Source organism: Microbacterium sp. DWRC1-3, from assembly GCF_049896645.1.
In the GTDB taxonomy this organism is placed as follows: domain Bacteria; phylum Actinomycetota; class Actinomycetes; order Actinomycetales; family Microbacteriaceae; genus Microbacterium; species Microbacterium maritypicum.
In genome coordinates this window covers 2,268,799-2,284,163 of sequence record NZ_JAFCUS010000001.1, presented here as the reverse complement: position 1 = coordinate 2,284,163, position 15,365 = coordinate 2,268,799, and the positions used below count along the sequence as shown (strand labels likewise).

General features: G+C 69.5%; 18 protein-coding genes. 13 read left to right on the top strand and 5 right to left on the bottom strand.

The genetic code is table 11. The features are described from left to right. Positions 1–36 precede the first annotated feature (36 nt). From ACP699_RS11105 to ACP699_RS11080, 6 genes are all read left to right on the top strand, one after another. Entirely contained in the window at positions 37–1,029 is a 993-nt protein-coding gene (locus tag ACP699_RS11105; RefSeq protein ID WP_426171132.1) for a TIGR03557 family F420-dependent LLM class oxidoreductase, read from the top strand. Continuing rightward, the gene (cofE, locus tag ACP699_RS11100; RefSeq protein WP_426171130.1) at positions 1,026–1,841 is read left to right on the top strand and encodes a coenzyme F420-0:L-glutamate ligase; all 816 of its coding nucleotides are present in this window, start codon (positions 1,026–1,028) and stop codon (positions 1,839–1,841) included. Before ACP699_RS11105 ends, cofE begins: the two co-directional genes overlap by 4 nt. Beyond that, positions 1,838–2,872, top strand: a complete 1,035-nt coding sequence (fgd, locus tag ACP699_RS11095; RefSeq protein ID WP_151487446.1) for a glucose-6-phosphate dehydrogenase (coenzyme-F420) — start codon at positions 1,838–1,840, stop codon at positions 2,870–2,872. Before cofE ends, fgd begins: the two co-directional genes overlap by 4 nt. 10 nt (positions 2,873–2,882) lie before the next feature. Continuing rightward, a complete protein-coding gene (gene cofC / locus ACP699_RS11090) occupies positions 2,883–3,554 on the top strand; it encodes a 2-phospho-L-lactate guanylyltransferase (RefSeq protein WP_151487447.1) in 672 nt (223 codons plus the stop codon). Beyond that, positions 3,551–4,654, top strand: a complete 1,104-nt coding sequence (cofD, locus tag ACP699_RS11085; protein ID WP_426171127.1) for a 2-phospho-L-lactate transferase — start codon at positions 3,551–3,553, stop codon at positions 4,652–4,654. Before cofC ends, cofD begins: the two co-directional genes overlap by 4 nt. A 149-nt stretch (positions 4,655–4,803) precedes the next feature. Then, a complete protein-coding gene (locus ACP699_RS11080) occupies positions 4,804–5,274 on the top strand; it encodes a hypothetical protein (RefSeq protein WP_055875251.1) in 471 nt (156 codons plus the stop codon). A 22-nt stretch (positions 5,275–5,296) separates the two neighbouring features. Here the strand turns inward: ACP699_RS11080 and ACP699_RS11075 are convergent, their stop codons facing one another. The 3 genes from ACP699_RS11075 to ACP699_RS11065 are packed head-to-tail and all read right to left on the bottom strand — an operon-like array spanning position 5,297 to position 8,150. Continuing rightward, positions 5,297–6,106, bottom strand: a complete 810-nt coding sequence (locus ACP699_RS11075) for an ABC transporter ATP-binding protein (RefSeq protein ID WP_055875248.1) — start codon at positions 6,104–6,106, stop codon at positions 5,297–5,299. Further along, a complete protein-coding gene (locus ACP699_RS11070) occupies positions 6,103–7,173 on the bottom strand; it encodes a putative F420-0 ABC transporter permease subunit (protein ID WP_200935165.1) in 1,071 nt (356 codons plus the stop codon). The genes ACP699_RS11075 and ACP699_RS11070 overlap by 4 nt, the downstream gene beginning before the upstream one ends. Next, entirely contained in the window at positions 7,170–8,150 is a 981-nt protein-coding gene (locus tag ACP699_RS11065) for a putative F420-0 ABC transporter substrate-binding protein (protein ID WP_055875246.1), read from the bottom strand. The genes ACP699_RS11070 and ACP699_RS11065 overlap by 4 nt, the downstream gene beginning before the upstream one ends. Positions 8,151–8,382: 232 nt before the next feature. On the opposite strand from ACP699_RS11065, the gene ACP699_RS11060 reads away from it, so the two are divergent. The 7 genes from ACP699_RS11060 (at position 8,383) to ACP699_RS11030 (ending at position 14,778) form a co-directional block, all read left to right on the top strand. Further along, positions 8,383–9,348 carry an alpha/beta hydrolase gene (locus tag ACP699_RS11060; protein WP_082524346.1) on the top strand — a complete coding sequence of 322 codons (966 nt, stop codon included), beginning with the start codon at positions 8,383–8,385 and terminating at the stop codon, positions 9,346–9,348. Further along, positions 9,345–10,751, top strand: a complete 1,407-nt coding sequence (locus ACP699_RS11055) for a dihydroorotase (protein ID WP_426171123.1) — start codon at positions 9,345–9,347, stop codon at positions 10,749–10,751. The genes ACP699_RS11060 and ACP699_RS11055 overlap by 4 nt, the downstream gene beginning before the upstream one ends. Position 10,752: 1 nt before the next feature. Further along, positions 10,753–11,727: an LLM class flavin-dependent oxidoreductase gene (locus ACP699_RS11050; RefSeq protein ID WP_055875239.1), complete on the top strand. Its 975-nt coding sequence runs from the start codon at positions 10,753–10,755 to the stop codon at positions 11,725–11,727. Between the two features lie 40 nt (positions 11,728–11,767). Continuing rightward, positions 11,768–12,595 (top strand): ABC transporter ATP-binding protein, encoded by an 828-nt coding sequence (locus ACP699_RS11045; protein ID WP_055875236.1) that lies wholly within the window; start codon positions 11,768–11,770, stop codon positions 12,593–12,595. Beyond that, complete coding sequence (locus tag ACP699_RS11040) at positions 12,592–13,425, top strand: ABC transporter permease (RefSeq protein WP_055875232.1); 834 nt, start codon at positions 12,592–12,594, stop codon at positions 13,423–13,425. Before ACP699_RS11045 ends, ACP699_RS11040 begins: the two co-directional genes overlap by 4 nt. Further along, positions 13,422–14,255: an ABC transporter permease gene (locus ACP699_RS11035; RefSeq protein ID WP_055875229.1), complete on the top strand. Its 834-nt coding sequence runs from the start codon at positions 13,422–13,424 to the stop codon at positions 14,253–14,255. Before ACP699_RS11040 ends, ACP699_RS11035 begins: the two co-directional genes overlap by 4 nt. Before the next feature lie 79 nt (positions 14,256–14,334). Beyond that, positions 14,335–14,778 carry an NUDIX hydrolase gene (locus tag ACP699_RS11030; RefSeq protein ID WP_426171118.1) on the top strand — a complete coding sequence of 148 codons (444 nt, stop codon included), beginning with the start codon at positions 14,335–14,337 and terminating at the stop codon, positions 14,776–14,778. Here the strand turns inward: ACP699_RS11030 and ACP699_RS11025 are convergent. Further along, entirely contained in the window at positions 14,769–15,026 is a 258-nt protein-coding gene (locus ACP699_RS11025) for a type II toxin-antitoxin system RelE family toxin (protein WP_028501117.1), read from the bottom strand. The two genes, ACP699_RS11030 and ACP699_RS11025, sit on opposite strands and share 10 nt — an antisense overlap. Further along, the gene (locus tag ACP699_RS11020) at positions 15,023–15,292 is read right to left on the bottom strand and encodes a type II toxin-antitoxin system Phd/YefM family antitoxin (protein ID WP_055871358.1); all 270 of its coding nucleotides are present in this window, start codon (positions 15,290–15,292) and stop codon (positions 15,023–15,025) included. Before ACP699_RS11020 ends, ACP699_RS11025 begins: the two co-directional genes overlap by 4 nt. Positions 15,293–15,365: the final 73 nt, after the last annotated feature.

Genomic DNA, 15,365 nt, shown 5'->3' with positions numbered 1-15,365 from the left:
CCATTCAATAGGAACAGCAGAGGTGAGGAGGCCGACATGCACATCGGGTATGCCGCGATGCTCGAGCAGATCGAGCCGACCGCCGTGATCGAGAACTGCGTCCTCGCCGAGGCGCACGGGTTCCGCGGGATCATGGCCACCGACCACTTCCAGCCCTGGCTTCCCCGCCACCGCAACGCCGCGCACGTGTGGACCATGCTCGGCGCGATCGGCGCGCACACCACCGGCGACCTCGGCCCCGGAGTCACGACGCCGGGATTCCGCACGCATCCTGCCGTCGTCGCGCAGGCCGCGGCGACCCTGGCGACGCTCTACCCGGGGCGGGCCTGGCTCGGCGTCGGATCGGGAGAGGCGCTGAACGAGCACATCGTCGGCGACTACTGGCCCGAACCCGCCGAGCGCATCGACCGCATGTTCGAAGCCGTCGACCTGATCCGCAAGCTCTTCACCGCCTCGCTCGCCGGTCGCGACACCCGGCACCGCGGCGAGCACTTCCGGATGGAGTCGACCCGGCTCTGGACGATGCCGCCCACCCCGCCGCCGGTCTACGTCGCCACCGCGGGCCCTGCCACCGCGCGTCGCGCCGGCCGGAACGCCGACGGCCTGATCACGACGTCGGCCGAGGTGGAGCGCCTGGACCCGCTGCTCGCCCGGTTCGCCGAAGGAGCACGGGAGGCGGGCCATGACCCCGACGCTCTCCCGAAGGTGCTCCAGCTGCGCCTCTCCTGGGCGCCGACCGAGGAGCAGGCCCTCGCGAACGCGCTCACCGAATGGCCGATCGCCGGACTCCGGATGCGCCGGGGCGACGTGCGCTCGCCGTACGACTTCGAGCAGCTCGTGCGCGGAGTGACGGCCGACGACATGCGCGCGTCGATGCTCGTCTCCGCCGACCCCGACGTGCACCGCGCGCAGATCCAGCGCTATGCCGACCTCGGCTTCACCCGCATCTACCTGCACAACGTCGGGGCCGACCAGCGGGAGTTCGTCGAGGTCTTCGGCCGCGACGTGCTGCCGAAGGTGCACGCATGAGCGCCCCCGCGATCACCGTCTTCGCCCTCACCGGCATGGGCGAGGTGCAGCCGGGGGACGACCTCGTGGCGCTGATCCTCGCGACCGGCGTCGAGCTCGCCCACGGCGACATCCTCGTCGTCACCTCGAAGATCGTCTCCAAGGCCGAGGGTCGTTACGTGCAGGCCGCCGACCGTGAGGAGGCGATCACCGCCGAGACCGTGCGCCTCGTCGCCTCCCGCACGTTCGACGGGCACACCATGCGCATCGTCGAGAACCGCCTCGGCATGGTCGCCGCGGCTGCGGGCGTCGACGCCAGCAACACCCCCGACGGCTGGGTGCTGCTGCTGCCCGAAGACCCCGACGGTTCGGCCCGTGCGCTCGCCGCGGGGCTGCGCGCGGTGACGGGTGCCGAGGTGGGTGTGATCCTCAGCGACACCCTCGGCCGTCCCTGGCGCGAAGGGCAGACCGACGTGGCGATCGGCGGCGGGGGAGTGCGCATGATCGCCGACCTCCGCGGCACCACCGACCAGGCGGGCAAGGTGCTCAGCGTCACGACCCCCTGTGTCGCCGACGAGCTCGCCGCCGCCGCAGACCTCGTCAAGGGCAAGGCCAGCGGCAATCCGGTCGCCGTGGTGCGCGGGCGTGACGATCTCGTCGGACCCCTCACCCTCCCCGGTGCGTCGAGCATCGTGCGCGGCTCGGAGCGGGACCTCTTCTGGCTGGGAACCGCCGAAGCGCTCGATCAGGGATACCGCGACGGATACACCGCGGCATTGGCGGACCTCCGCGCACACGAACAGCAGGAACCCGAACAGAAGGATGCGACATGACACTGACCCTCGGATACAAGGCCAGCGCGGAGCAGTTCGACCCGCGGGAGCTCGTCGAGATCTCGGTCGCGGCAGAGGCGCACGGCATGCAGTCCGTGTTCGCGAGCGACCACTTCCAGCCCTGGCGGCACACCGGCGGGCATGCGCCGTTCTCGCTCACCTGGATGGCGGCGGTCGGAGAGCGCACGTCGAGCATCCGCATCGGTACCTCGGTGCTCACCCCGACCTTCCGCTACAACCCGGCCGTTCTCGCGCAGGCGTTCGCGAGCCTGGGCTGCCTGTATCAGGACCGCATCATCCTCGGCGTCGGCTCGGGTGAGGCGCTGAACGAGATCGCCACCGGATTCCAGGGCGCGGGGGAGCAGGAATGGCCGGAGTTCAAGGAGCGCTATGCGCGGCTGCGCGAATCGGTGCGGCTGATGCGGGCACTGTGGTCGGGCGACCGGGTGAACTTCGACGGCGAGTACTACTCGACGCACGACGCTTCGATCTACGACCGGCCCGAGGGCGGCATCCCCATCTACATCGCCGCGGGCGGACCGATGGTGGCGCGCTACGCCGGCCGTGCGGGCGACGGTTTCATCTGCACGTCGGGGAAGGGTCAGGAGCTCTACGTCGACCAGCTGCTGCCCGCGGTGAAGGAGGGGCTCGAGCAGTCCGAGCGCTCGTTCGATACCTACGACCGGATGATCGAGATCAAGCTGTCGTACGAGGAGACCCGCGAGGCGGCGCTGGAGAACACCCGCTTCTGGTCTCCGCTGTCGCTGTCAAAGGAGCAGAAGCACGACATCACCGACCCGGTCGAGATGGAGAAGGCCGCCGACGCGCTGCCGCTGGAGACGATCGCGAAGCGCTGGATCGTCGGGAACGACCCGGATGCCGTGGCCGCCGAGATTCAGCAGTACATCGACTGGGGCTTCAACCACCTCGTCTTCCACGCGCCGGGTCACGACCAGCGCCGCTTCCTGCAGCTCTTCGAGCGCGACATCGCACCGCGGCTGCGCGACACCGCCGCCGGGCTTCGCGGCTGAGGAGGGTGACATGATCCGCGGTTCGGGAATCGGGGTGCCGCTACCGGGAGCGCCCGCGCGCGAGTGGGTCGTGGTGATCCCGGTCAAGCGCGCCGAGATCGGCAAGTCGCGGCTGCGGATCCCCGGCGTAGATCGCGAACCGCTCGCCCGGGCGATCGCGCTCGACACGGTCGAAGCCGCCGCGGCGTGCGAGCGTGTCGCCGAGGTCATCGTCGTCACGAGCGACGAGGTCACGGCTACCTCTCTGCGCCTCCTGCCGCGGGTGCGCCTGGTGCGCGACCGCGGCGAAGGGCTGACCGCGGCGATCGGGCTCGGCGTGAACGCAGCACCCGACATGCGCCCGCGTGCCGTGATGCTCGGCGACCTGCCGGCACTGCGTCCGGACGAACTGGCCAGGGCGCTCGCGTTCGCCTCGTCGCACTCTCGCGCGTTCGTCCCCGATGCCGAAGGAACCGGCACCGTGCTCGCCACGGCGCGGGCGGGCTTCGACCTCACCCCCTGCTTCGGTGCCGATTCGGCCTCCGCGCATCGTGCGGCCGGGTTCACCGAGGTCGGGTTCCCCGTGTTGAGCGGCCTCCGACGCGACCTCGATCACGCCGAGCATCTCCGAGCCGCCCGCCGTGCCGGCCTGGGCCCGCGCACGGCGGCGCTCGTGGACCGACCGCTGGTGCTCGCCTCATGACCGGCGTCTCCGCCGACACCGCCCGCGCCCCGCGCATCGTCGTGCTCGCCGGCGGCGTCGGCGGGTCGAAGTTCGTGGTCGGGGTGCGCGAGACCGCACGGCGACGGTGGCCCGACACGGCGGGAGGAACGCGCGCCGAGATCACCGTGATCGCCAACACCGGCGACGACCTGTGGCTCAGCGGCCTGCGGCTGCAACCCGACGTCGACTCGATGATCTACGCGCTCGCCGCCGTCAACGACACCGAACGCGGCTGGGGCAGGGCGGGGGAGAGCGAACGCGTCGCCGCCGAGTTGCACGCGTGGGGCGCCGGCTGGCCGTGGTTCACGCTCGGCGACCTCGACCTGGGTGCGCACATCGCCCGCACGGGCTGGCTTCGCGATGGCGCCACGGTGACCGAGGTGGTCGACCGCCTCGCGTCCCGGTGGCCGCTCGGGGTGCGGCTGCTGCCCATGACGGATGCGGAGGTCGACACCCACGTCACCACCGACCAGGGGCGGATGCACTTCCAGGAGTGGTGGACCCGGCACCGGGCTGCCCTTCCCGCGCACGGGTTCGACTGGCCGGGCATCGCGCATGCCGAACCGGCACCCGGTGTGCGCGAGGCGCTGGCCGCGGCGGACGTCATCCTGTTCGCCCCCTCGAATCCCGTGGTCTCGCTCGGGCCGATCCTCGCCGTTCCCGGCATCGCCGATGCCGTCCGCACCGCTTTCGCCGCCGTGGTCGGGGTATCGCCGATCATCGCCGGTGCTCCGGTGCGCGGCATGGCCGACGCCTGCCTCGCGGCCGTCGGTCTTGCCGCGACCGCGGATGCGGTGGGACGCCATTACGGTGCGCGCGCGAGGGGCGGACTGCTCGACACCTGGCTCCTCGCCGAGGAGGACGCATCTCTTGCCGACGGTCTCGAGTCGACCGGTCTGCGTGCGCCGGTGCATCCCCTGTGGATGCGCGACCTCGACGGTGCCGTCGCTCTCGCCGCCGCAGCGTTCGACTCCGCAGCGCTCGACTCGGCAACGCTCGACTCGGCCACCACTGCCCCGTTCGCGGTCGATTCGGCCTCGAACGGCCTCGCTGTGCACGATCTGACCCAAAAGTCGTAGTCCGAGGCGCGAAAAGACTGGCCGAAAGTTCTCAGAGTTTCGGCGTAATGACTGGGCCCTCACCTTCGTCTCTTCACTGTGAGGGTTGTCCGGCCGAAAGGGGGCCGGGCTTTGCGAGGGGTGAGGGAATCGTGAGTGGTCGAAGTCGAGTGGATCGACTCTTCGAAGAGCTGGAGGTCGAGTGCGGCACGAGTGTGCAGTGCATCCTGGAACGAGCGTCCGCCCTGCTGAGACTGGACATCGAGGTCGAGGTGCTGAACGAGGAGGAATGGCACGCGGTCCCGCGCTTCGTTCTCCTCGACGGTGACCGGGCGAGGATCCCGGTACGCCGGGCCGATCCTCAGTGGTTCCGCCTGCACGTGGTGATCCACGAGCTCGCGCATCTGCTGTGCGGACATGCGCGTTGCGAGAGCCTGCCCATGACTTTCGACCAGCTTCGAAAGCCCGCGCAGGCCTGTGTTCTGGCGGGAGTGGGCGGGGGTGCCGGATCCGCCGCGTTCGCCGATTCTCCGCAGGAGGCGGATCAGCAGGCGGATCAGGAGGCCGAGGCGGAAGCGCTCGCGCACCGACTGGGCTCATTCGTCGTCGTCCCGCAGTTCGCCTCCGCCGAGGCCGGCTGAGGCTGCGGCCGTACGTTTCCGATCAGCGTGCGAGTGCGTGCTCCGCGTCGAACACGATCAGCGGGCGGTCGCTGCCAGGGCGTGACAGCACCTCGGCGTCGACGCGCCAGACGCGGGCGATGAGCTCGCGCGTCAGCACGCTCTGCGGGGAACCTGCGGCCTGCACGTGGCCGTCGGCGATCACCACGACCCGGTCGGCGAAGGCCGCGGCGTGGTTGAGGTCGTGGAGTGCGGCCAGCACCGTCATGCCGTCGCGCGCGAGGAGGTCGAGAAGCACGAGTGCGTCCAGCTGCGCCCGGATGTCGAGGTGATTCGTGGGTTCGTCGCACAGCAGCAGGGTCGGCCTCTGGGCCAGGGCCCGCGCGAGGTTCACCCTCTGGCGCTCACCGCCGGACAGGGTCGCCGCATCACGATCCGCGAACTCGAGTGCACCGGCGCGGAGCATCGCCGCATCGGTGGCCGCGGCGTCCGCCTCCGCGCCGTCGAACGACAGCCACCCGCGGTGCGGGAGCAGGCCGAGCCCCACGATGTCGCGTCCGGTCATGCCCTCGGCGGCCGACCACTCCTGCTCCACGAGGGCCACGCGCTGAGCGCGCTCACGACGCCGCATCACCGTCAGTGAGTCGCCGTCGAGCGCGAGGGTCTCGACCTCGCCGCGCAGGGTGCCGGCGATCAGGCGCAGCATCGTGCTCTTGCCCGAGCCGTTGGGACCGAGCAGGGCTGTCACCGAACCGCCGGGAGCGGTGATGTGCATATCGTCGAACAGGATCCGACCGCCGTGCCCGAAACGGATGCGGCGGGCGTCGAGTCCGTCCTCGCGCACGGCGGTCATGGGCGGCTCTTCCGCATGCGCAGCATCAGCACGGCGAACACCGGCCCGCCGATCAGAGCGGTGACGATCCCGACCGGAAGCTCACGCGGCTCGAACACCGTGCGCGCGATGGTGTCGGCCCAGATGAGGAACACGGCGCCGGCGAGGAGCGACACCGGCAGCAGCGCGCGATGCCGGGCCCCGACCACCGCGCGCACGGCGTGGGGGAGGATCAGCCCGACGAAGCCGATCGACCCGCTCACCGCGACGAGCGCTCCGGTCAGCAGCGCGGTGCACACGAACAGCAGCACCCGCACCCGGGTGACGGGAACGCCCAGTGCCTCGGCCGCGGTGTCGCCAAGCACGAGACTGTCCAGGGGCCGCGCCGAAGCCAGCAGCGGGATGGCGCACACGGCCACGGCAGCGCCGGCGAGAGCGGCTTCCGCCCAGCCCGCACCGCCGAGCGAGCCCAGCAGCCAGCTGAGGATCTCGCGATAGCTGTCGTTCGTCGCGCTCCAGAAGATCACCAGGCTCGTCAGGGCGGCCAGCACGGCCGACACGGCGAGGCCTGCGAGCACCACCGCGGTCGAGCCCGCGGAGCCGGCCGCGCGGGCGAGACCGAGCGTCAATGCGAGGGCCAGCAGCGCACCGGCGAAGGCCGCGAACGGCAGCGCCACCGCGGCCCCCAGCACGATGACGATGACGGCGCCCGTCGACGCGCCCGACGACAGGCCGAGCAGGTAGGGGTCGGCGAGAGGGTTGCGGGTGAGGGCCTGCATCACGGCGCCGCACAGGGCCAGGCCGCCTCCGACGGCGGCAGCCGTGAGCACGCGGGGCACCCGTCCTTCCCAGATGATCGCGTCGCGGATGGGGGTGAGCCCGCTGGCGGACCCGGTCAGGTGCGACCACACGCTCGCCACGAGCTCGGTCGGGGTGATGTCGGCCGGCCCGATCGCGACCGCCGCGACCACGCTGCCGACCAGGGCGAACAGCAGCACCGCGATCGCGGAGACCGTGCGGCGGCGCGGGCGAGGGGCGGATGCCGGGGTGGCCGGGATCGCCGTGCGCAGCGGAACCGCGACGCTCACTGCTCTCCGAGCTGCGCCACGATGGCCTGCACGGCGTCGACGTTGCGGATGCCGGCCTCGGTCGAGGGGAAGTCGACGATCACGAACCGCTCGCTGCGCACCGCGTCGAGCTGCGCGGTCACGGGGTTCGAGGTGAGCAGCGCGATCTTGGAGGCGGCGGTGTTCCATGCGGCGTCCACCAGGACGATCACGTCGGGGTCAGCCTCGGCGATCAGCTCCCAGGAGCTCGATGTCCAGGTGTCGTGCACGTCAGCGAACACGTTCTCGAGCCCGGCCGCAGACATGATCATCTCGGGCGCACCGATGCCTGCGCCCACGAAGGGCTGGTCGGTGCCGGACGAGTACCACAGCGCCGTGAGGCCGCGGTCGTCGGGAGTGATCGCGGCGAGCTCCGTGCGCTGCTGCGCGATCAGGGAGGCCGCCGCCTCTTCCTTGCCGAGCAGCTCGCCCGCTTCTGCGAAGCCGTCGAAGACGGTGTCGAACGTGAGCGGGTCCGGCATGTATCCGGCGGCTTTGCAGGCGGCGGGGGCGACGTAGGTGGTGATGCCGAGCTTGTGCAGGTCGGCGCGCTCGCCGGCGCCGTCGACCGAGAAGTTCGACTCCCACCCGGCGAACACCAGATCGGGTTCGAGTTCGAGCACGGCCTCTTTCGACGGCACCTTGTCGGAGACGACGGGGATGTCCTCGGCGTCTGCCGCGAGATCTTCCGGCAGGGGGCCGTCGGAGAAGGCGGAGCCGATGATCCGATCTCCCGCCCCGAGGGCCAGCGCGAGCTCGAGGGTCGATGACTTGACGGTGAGGATTCGTTGCGGCGTGGAATCGAGCGAGACCTCGGTCCCGCAGTTGTCGACCACGACGGGTTTCGGATCGGCGGCAGCGGCGGGAGCTGCCGGCGCACCGGCGCATCCGCTCAATCCGGCGGCGAGGAGGAGGGCGAGGACGGGGGCGGCGCCGAGGGCGCGGGCGGTGGCAGGCATGGTTCTCCCGGAAGACGAGGAAGGGGAAGGGCGCAAGAGAGAGCGCGTTCGCAGTCCAGGTCGGGACCACCGGCGTCGGCCAATCGGGCCGACGTGATGCGGTCATGGTATCGCGGATACTGGATCCAAATCAATACTGGATTCTGGATCCAAAATGGGTGAAGATGGGGAAAGCCCCACCGCAGCGGCGCACATCGCCGATCGCGACGCCGCGTTCAGCCGAGAGGAACCCATGCAGACCACACCCGTCTCGTACTTCAGCGAGGGTCAGCGCATCTCCGCCGTGTGGCGCACCCCCGATCACGAGGGTCCGTACCGCGCGATCGTGCAGGGTCCCGGTTGGCTCGGGCTCAAGGACGCCAAGCTCTACGTCCGCTATCACGAGGCCCTCGTCGCCGCCGGCTTCGCCGTGCTCGTGATCGACTACCGCGGCTTCGGCGACTCGGAGGGTGACCGCGGCTACCTGTCGCCGGCCTGGCAGCTGCAGGATCTGGTGAACGCCGTGACCTACCTCACCACGCGCGACGACGTGATCGCCGACGCGATCGGTGTCTTCGGCACCGGCGGCACCGGAGGCGGGAACGCGGTGCTCCTCGCCGACGCCGATCCGCGCATCAAGGCCGCCGTCAGCCAGGTGCCCGTCGCCGACGGCGAGGACTGGTTGCACCGCATGCGCAGCGAGTACGAGTGGCTCGACTTCCAGAAGTCGCTCGAGGAGGATCGCCGCCAGCGCGTCGCCACGGGGGAGGGGCGCATCGTTCATCCGCGCGAGGAGATCATGATCCCCACCGCCGAGCGTCGAGCGACGACCATCAAGGCCGACGTCGATGACCGCATCCCCACCGCTGTCCCGCTCGCCTGCGCCGAGGGCATCATCGCTTACCGGCCCATCGAGGCGGCGGCTCGTCTGACCACGCCGCTGCTCGTGATCGGCGTCGAGGGCGATGCGACCACGCCCACCGATCACGCCGAGGCGCTGTACGAGGCCGCGCGAGGTCCGAAGCAGCTGATCATGCAGCGGCACACCACCCACTACGCCGCCTACGACGCGTACTGGGAGCAGACCACCCCGGTGATCGTGGGCTGGTTCGACCGGTACGTGCGTCCCGCGCATCTCGTCCACCGTTCGTCGCCGTCGCCCGCGATCGGCGAGTCCCTCACCACCGAATCCGTTCAGAAGCAGGAGGTCGCGCGATGAGCGTGGAACTGAAGATCACCGGCGGCACCGTCGTCACCCCCGCAGGTCCGGTCGTCGCCGACCTGCTCGTCGCCGACGGCAAGGTCGCCGGTATCGTGGCCGCGGGCACCGAGATCACGGCCGCGCGCACGATCGACGCCGCGGGCAAGCTCGTGCTCCCCGGCATGGTCGACGTGCACGTGCACACCCGCGAACCGGGCTACGAGCACAAGGACGACATCTACACGACGAGCGTGCAGGCCGCGGCCGGCGGCGTCACCACGATGTTCGGGATGCCGAACCTCAAGCCTCCGACCACCGACGTCGCGACCCTGACCGACGTGTTCCAGCGGTACGAGGAATCGTCGATCGTCGACTGGAACCACAACCCCGCGCCGACCAAGTTCGACGAGATCGCCGGCATGAGCGAGATGGGCATCCGGGCGTACAAGATCTACATGGTCGTCGACACGGGCCGTGACTACCCGCACCCCTCCGGCACGGGCATCCACAACCACGGGCACCTGCTCGAGATCATGGATCACATCGCCCAGACCGGCAAACGCTTCATCGTGCACCCGCACGACCAGGCGCTCATGGACTACATCGAGGGCGCCTACCTCGCCCGGGGCGAGAACACCCCAGAGGGCTACGCCTCCGCCTACGCCGCCCGCGAGGGAGTGATCTGGGACACGGCGATCGATGTCGTGCTGCGCCTCGCCGAGGCCTCCGGATGCCCGGTGCACATCGCGCACATCCAGACCCGGCGCTCGATCGAAGCCGTGCGTCGCGCGAAGCAGAACGGCATCGACGTGACCTGCGAGGTCAACCACTGGGCGCCGTTCCTGTCGACCTGGCACGACGTCGAGACGCTGGGCCCGTACGCGCTCAGCTACTGGGTGCCCGACGACAACCGCGCCGCCGTCTGGGAGGGCATGCGCGACGGCACGATCGACATCGCCGCCAGCGACCACGCCCCGCACACGCGCGAGGAGAAGGAGGTCGGGTGGACGCAGATGTGGAGCTCACACACCGGCACCCCCGGCATCCAGTACTACTACGAGCTCATGCTCGACGCCGTGAACAAGGGCGAGCTCGACCTGCAGCGCGCGATCGACATGGTCGCTCACATCCCCGCCGCCAAGTTCGGCCTGGAGGGGGTCAAGGGCTCCCTCACGGTCGGGGCGGATGCCGACATCGTCATCGCAGACCTCGCCGACGAGTGGACCATCACGAACGACGGCGTGCTGTCGAAGATCGGCTGGACCCCGTACGACGGGCGCACGATCAGCGCCCGCATCCAGCGCACCCTCGTGCGCGGCGTCGACGTCTACGTCGGCGACGAGGTCGTCGGTGACCGCACATTCGGAAAGCTCGCCGCATCGGCGGAAGACAGGGCGGCATTCGCCGCAGAGAGGAACTGACATGAAATTCGGACTGCTGCTGCCGCACTTCGGCGAGGAGGCGAGCAAGGAGAAGCTCCTGGAGGGGTCGAAGCTCGCCGAGAGCTTCGGATTCGACTCCGTCTGGGTGCGCGACCACCTGGTGTTCGAACCGCACGGCGAGATGGAGAAGCCGAACCGCACGTTCTACGACGCGCTGACGACCCTCACCGCCATCGGTGCCGTCACCGACAAGATCGAACTCGGCACCGGATCGCTCATCCCGTTCCGCCACCCGCTCGTCACCGCCCTCATGGCCGGCACGATGACCCAGCTGCTCGGCCCGCGCCTGATCCTCGGCTTCGGTGCCGGCACGTTCGACCACGAGTTCGACGCGATCGGCTGGGGCGACCTCGATCGGGTGGAGATGGTCCGCTCGAACGCCGAGATCCTGCGTCGGGTGTTCACCGAGAACGACGTCACCTACGACGACGGCATCTTCAAATTCGACAACGTCACGATCGAGCCGAAGCCCGTGGGTGGACGCATCCCGTTCTGGTACTGCGGCGCGACCCCGCGCTCGGCCCGTCTCGCGGCGGAGTTCGCCGACGGATGGATGCCCGGACGCACGGGCCTGCTCACCATGGAGAAGCGCATCAAGACCATGCGTGAGATGACGGATGAGAACGGCCGCCCCATGCCGACCATCGCCGTGATCCCGCCCACGTCGATCGAGGACACCCGCGAAGAGGCGCTCAAGCACGTGAACATCCCGGGCCTTCTCGCCTGGGCGAACAAGGCCAAGTTCGCGGTGAAGCCGCCGTCCGGCAGCTTCGAGACCGTCGAAGACCTCGAGGGCCAGCTCATCGTGGGCAGCCCCGACGAGGCGGTCGAGCAGATCAAGCGGTTCGAGGAGGTCGGCACCGAGCACCTGGTGTTCGACTTCCGGTTCAAGTTCGATCGGTTCTTCGAGCAGATCGAACTCCTCGGTACCGAGGTGCTTCCGAAGCTGCGATAAGCCGCGCACCGACGCGCGGCGATGAGACGAGAGGTCGACGATGACTGACGTGAACGACACCGCACGGGACTCGGAGGATCCGCTGATCTCGGTCACCGGACTCTCGGTGAGCTACGACGTCGCGCGGACGGGAAAGAAGCTGATAGCCATCGAGAACGTCGACCTCGACGTGTTCGAAGGGGAGTTCATCACGGTGCTCGGCCCGTCGGGGTGCGGAAAGACGACGTTCATGAACGTCATCGCCGGCCTCGTCGCGCCGAGCACCGGGGCGGTTCTCGTCGATGGGAAGCAGGTCCATGGCCCCGGGCCCGACCGGGCCGTGGTCTTCCAGGATTACGCCCTGCTGCCGTGGCGGACCGTGTTCGACAACGTGAAGTTCGGGCTGGAGATGCAGAAGGGCCTGCGCACCGCCGACTGGCGCGCGAAGGTGCAGGAAGCCATCGAGATGGTGGGGCTCAAGGGCTTCGAGTCGTCGTACCCCCGAGAGCTCTCCGGCGGCATGCAGCAGCGCGTCGGACTCGCCCGTGCGTTCGTGGCGGAGCCGCGCATCCTGCTGATGGACGAGCCGCTCGGCGCCGTCGACGCCCTCACCCGCGAGGTGATGCGCGACGAGATCGAGAAGCTCATCGAGGCGACGGGCAAGACCGTCCTCTTCATCACGCACTCGATCGAGGAGGCCATCCTCCTGGGCGACCGCATCGTCGTCTTCAAGAGTCACCCCGGCGCGATCAAGGAGATCATCACCACCGGCATCCCGCGTCCGCGCTCGGAGCGCGCGGTGCAGCACGACCCGCGCTTCCTCGAACTCCGCGACCACCTCTGGGAGGCGCTGGAAGGTGAGGCCACGGCGGCAGCGGTGTCGAAATGACCGCGCTCCTCGCCACCGGGCCGAACCTCGGCAGGGGTGGTGCCGCCGCCTGGCTCGCGGGCCTGAGTCCTCGGGGCAAGGCGGCCGTCATCGCGGTCGAAGTCGTCATCCTCCTCGTGCTCTGGCAGGTGGTGGTGGGCGTTCTCGGATGGATCAGTCCGGTCTTCCTCCCTCCGCCCCTCGCCATCGCGCAGGGCTTCGGCGAGATCGTGTCGAACGGATCCCTCGCCGCCAACGCCGGTGTCTCGGTGCAGGCGTGGCTGACCGGCTTCGCGCTCGCCGTGGTCGTCGGCATCCCGGTCGGGCTGCTGATGGGGTCCTCGCTTCCGGTCGACCGCGTCATCGGACCGATCGCCTGGACGATCTACGCGACGCCGTCGATCGCCTATCAGCCGCTCGCGAAGGCGTGGTTCGGCTTCGGGATCGGTCCGGTGATCTTCCTCGTGACGATCAGCGCGATCTTCCCGATCCTGCTCAACGTCGCCGCCGGAATGCGCACCACGAACCCCTCGATCATCCGCGCCGCCCGCGTCTACGGCGCCGGGCGGATGCGGCTGTACCGCTCGGTGTACCTGCCGTCGACGATCCCGTTCCTGTTCGCGGGCCTGCGACAGGCGGTCGTGCTCGCCACGATCGGCATGGTCGTGGCCGAGCTCGCCGGCTCATCCAGCGGCATGGGAGCGCTCATCATCCGTGCATCGAATACCTATCAGACCGACCAGGCGTTCGCCGCGATCGCGGTGGTCGTGCTGTGGAGCGTCGGCATGACCCAGGTGGTCACGGCCATCGAACGCGGGGTCGCGCCGTGGACGAGGAAGGGCAAGCGATGAGCGTCGTCTCGGCAACCGGAACCGTGCGCATCGTGCGGCCGCGGCGCGTGGTGCGCTCGGGTGAGGGCAAGTGGACCCTGCTCCTGATCGGTGTGGTCGCTGCCGTGCTGCTGCTGTGGGAGGCAGCGGTCAGCTGGTTCGGTTGGGTGCCCGCCGTGTTCCTGCCGCCTCCCAGCGCGGTGGCGGTGGCGTTCGGGCAGCTCATGGTCGACGCCGAGTTCTGGAGCGCCTTCGCGTTCAGCGTCACCAACCTGCTGATCGGTCTCGCGATCGCGATCGTCGTCGGCGTCGTGGTCGGTCTCGCCGTCGGCTGGTCGCCGGTGCTGCGCTTCATGGTCGCGCCGTTCCTGTGGGTGCTGTACTCGACGCCCAAGGTCGCGCTCGCGCCGCTGTTCATCCTCGGGCTCGGACTCGGCAGCGAGTCGAAGATCGCACTCGTGATCCTGCTGGCCGTCTTCCCGATCCTGCTCAACACGATGGAGGGCGCGGTCACCGTCAACCCCTCGCTCGTCAACGCCGCCAGGGTCTACGGCGCGAAGGGGATCGGCCTCGGATGGAAGGTGATCTTCCCCGCCACGCTGCCCTACAGCCTCTCCGGCATCCAGCGAGGTGCGGCCCTCGGCTTCACGGGCGAGGTGCTCGGCGAGTTCCTCGGCGGCACCGGCGGCCTCGGCCACCTGCTCGAGTTCGCCGCGTACCAGTTCCGCATGGACGAGGCCATCGCGATGGTCGTGGTGATGGTGATCATCGCCAACCTCACGCTGCTGCTCATCTCGATCCTCCGGCGACGGCTCGCGCCCTGGTACGACGAGCGCAAGATCGTCGGCTGATCCGCCCCACGACTCCCGACCCCCGTCTCATGCGCGACGGGGGTCGGGTCCGGTCTGCGGGCAGGGGTAGCGTTGCGGGGTGCCGATCGATCGAAGTCATATCCGCGTCAAGGCGATGCTCGTCGCGCCGAACGTGAAAGGGACCGCGCATGCGGTCAGCGTCAATGCCGCGACCGCGGAGAATCCGGGCGGATATCACCGCCTCGTCGGCGGCAGCGTCGAGGTCGGCGAGACCCACATCGATGCGGTCCGGCGCGAGGTGCGCGAGGAGCTGTCGGCGACGATCCAGGATCTGAGCTACCTCGGGGTGGTGGAGAACATCTTCCACCTGGACGGGGACGTCGGACACGAGATCGTCTTCGTGTACACCGGACGCCTCGATCCGGAACCCGCAGCGGAGGGCGCGACGCTCACGGAGAGCGACGGGGCGGTGGTTCCCGTCGTCTGGCGCAGCTTCGACGACGCCGCCGAGGTGCTGCCCCTCTATCCCGCCGGGGTCATGGGGCTCTTCGCTCAGCGGTAGATCTCGCGGCGATGCCCTGCGGCGAGAACGAGCACGACCAGACGATCGTCCTCGATGTCGTAGATCACCCGATAGTCGCCCACGCGGACGCGCCACGCGCCATCGCTGTTGACGAGCATCTTCGCCGCGGGCGGTCGTGGTTCTTCGGCCAGGAGTTCGATCGCCGCCTGCACGCGACGTCGGGCCTGCGGATCCAGCTTTCGCAACTGCCGCTGTGCCGGCGCAGCGATGTCGATCCGATAGCTCACACGAGCCCCAGTTCCGCCTTCACTTCCTCCCACGGCACGGGGAGCGATTCGGTTTCCGCAGCTTCGCGGCGTGCTGCCACGGCGGCGGCAGCGTCCTCGGCGTCCTCGGCGATCTCGCGAAGTCGATCGAATTCATCCGCGTCGACGATGGCCACGACGCGACGCCCACGGCGGGACAGGAACACGGGCTCGTGCGTGAGGTGGGCACGATCGACGAGCGCGCCGAGCTGACGCTTGGCATCGGAGACGGGCAGCACATCAGTCATGGTCTTATGGTACCAAACGATCAAACTGATCGTTTGGTACATCCGCACACGAAGAGGCCCCACCGCCATGCGC

Excerpts from the sequence above, each read along its gene's own strand:
- ACP699_RS11105 (WP_426171132.1), top strand. The coding sequence starts at position 37 with ATGCACATCGGGTATGCCGCGATGCTCGAGCAGATCGAGCCGACCGCC.
- cofE (WP_426171130.1), top strand. The coding sequence starts at position 1,026 with ATGAGCGCCCCCGCGATCACCGTCTTCGCCCTCACCGGCATGGGCGAG.
- fgd (WP_151487446.1), top strand. The coding sequence starts at position 1,838 with ATGACACTGACCCTCGGATACAAGGCCAGCGCGGAGCAGTTCGACCCG.
- cofC (WP_151487447.1), top strand. The coding sequence starts at position 2,883 with ATGATCCGCGGTTCGGGAATCGGGGTGCCGCTACCGGGAGCGCCCGCG.
- cofD (WP_426171127.1), top strand. The coding sequence starts at position 3,551 with ATGACCGGCGTCTCCGCCGACACCGCCCGCGCCCCGCGCATCGTCGTG.
- ACP699_RS11075 (WP_055875248.1), bottom strand. The coding sequence starts at position 6,106 with ATGACCGCCGTGCGCGAGGACGGACTCGACGCCCGCCGCATCCGTTTC.
- ACP699_RS11065 (WP_055875246.1), bottom strand. The coding sequence starts at position 8,150 with ATGCCTGCCACCGCCCGCGCCCTCGGCGCCGCCCCCGTCCTCGCCCTC.
- ACP699_RS11060 (WP_082524346.1), top strand. The coding sequence starts at position 8,383 with ATGCAGACCACACCCGTCTCGTACTTCAGCGAGGGTCAGCGCATCTCC.
- ACP699_RS11055 (WP_426171123.1), top strand. The coding sequence starts at position 9,345 with ATGAGCGTGGAACTGAAGATCACCGGCGGCACCGTCGTCACCCCCGCA.
- ACP699_RS11050 (WP_055875239.1), top strand. The coding sequence starts at position 10,753 with ATGAAATTCGGACTGCTGCTGCCGCACTTCGGCGAGGAGGCGAGCAAG.
- ACP699_RS11045 (WP_055875236.1), top strand. The coding sequence starts at position 11,768 with ATGACTGACGTGAACGACACCGCACGGGACTCGGAGGATCCGCTGATC.
- ACP699_RS11040 (WP_055875232.1), top strand. The coding sequence starts at position 12,592 with ATGACCGCGCTCCTCGCCACCGGGCCGAACCTCGGCAGGGGTGGTGCC.
- ACP699_RS11035 (WP_055875229.1), top strand. The coding sequence starts at position 13,422 with ATGAGCGTCGTCTCGGCAACCGGAACCGTGCGCATCGTGCGGCCGCGG.
- ACP699_RS11020 (WP_055871358.1), bottom strand. The coding sequence starts at position 15,292 with ATGACTGATGTGCTGCCCGTCTCCGATGCCAAGCGTCAGCTCGGCGCG.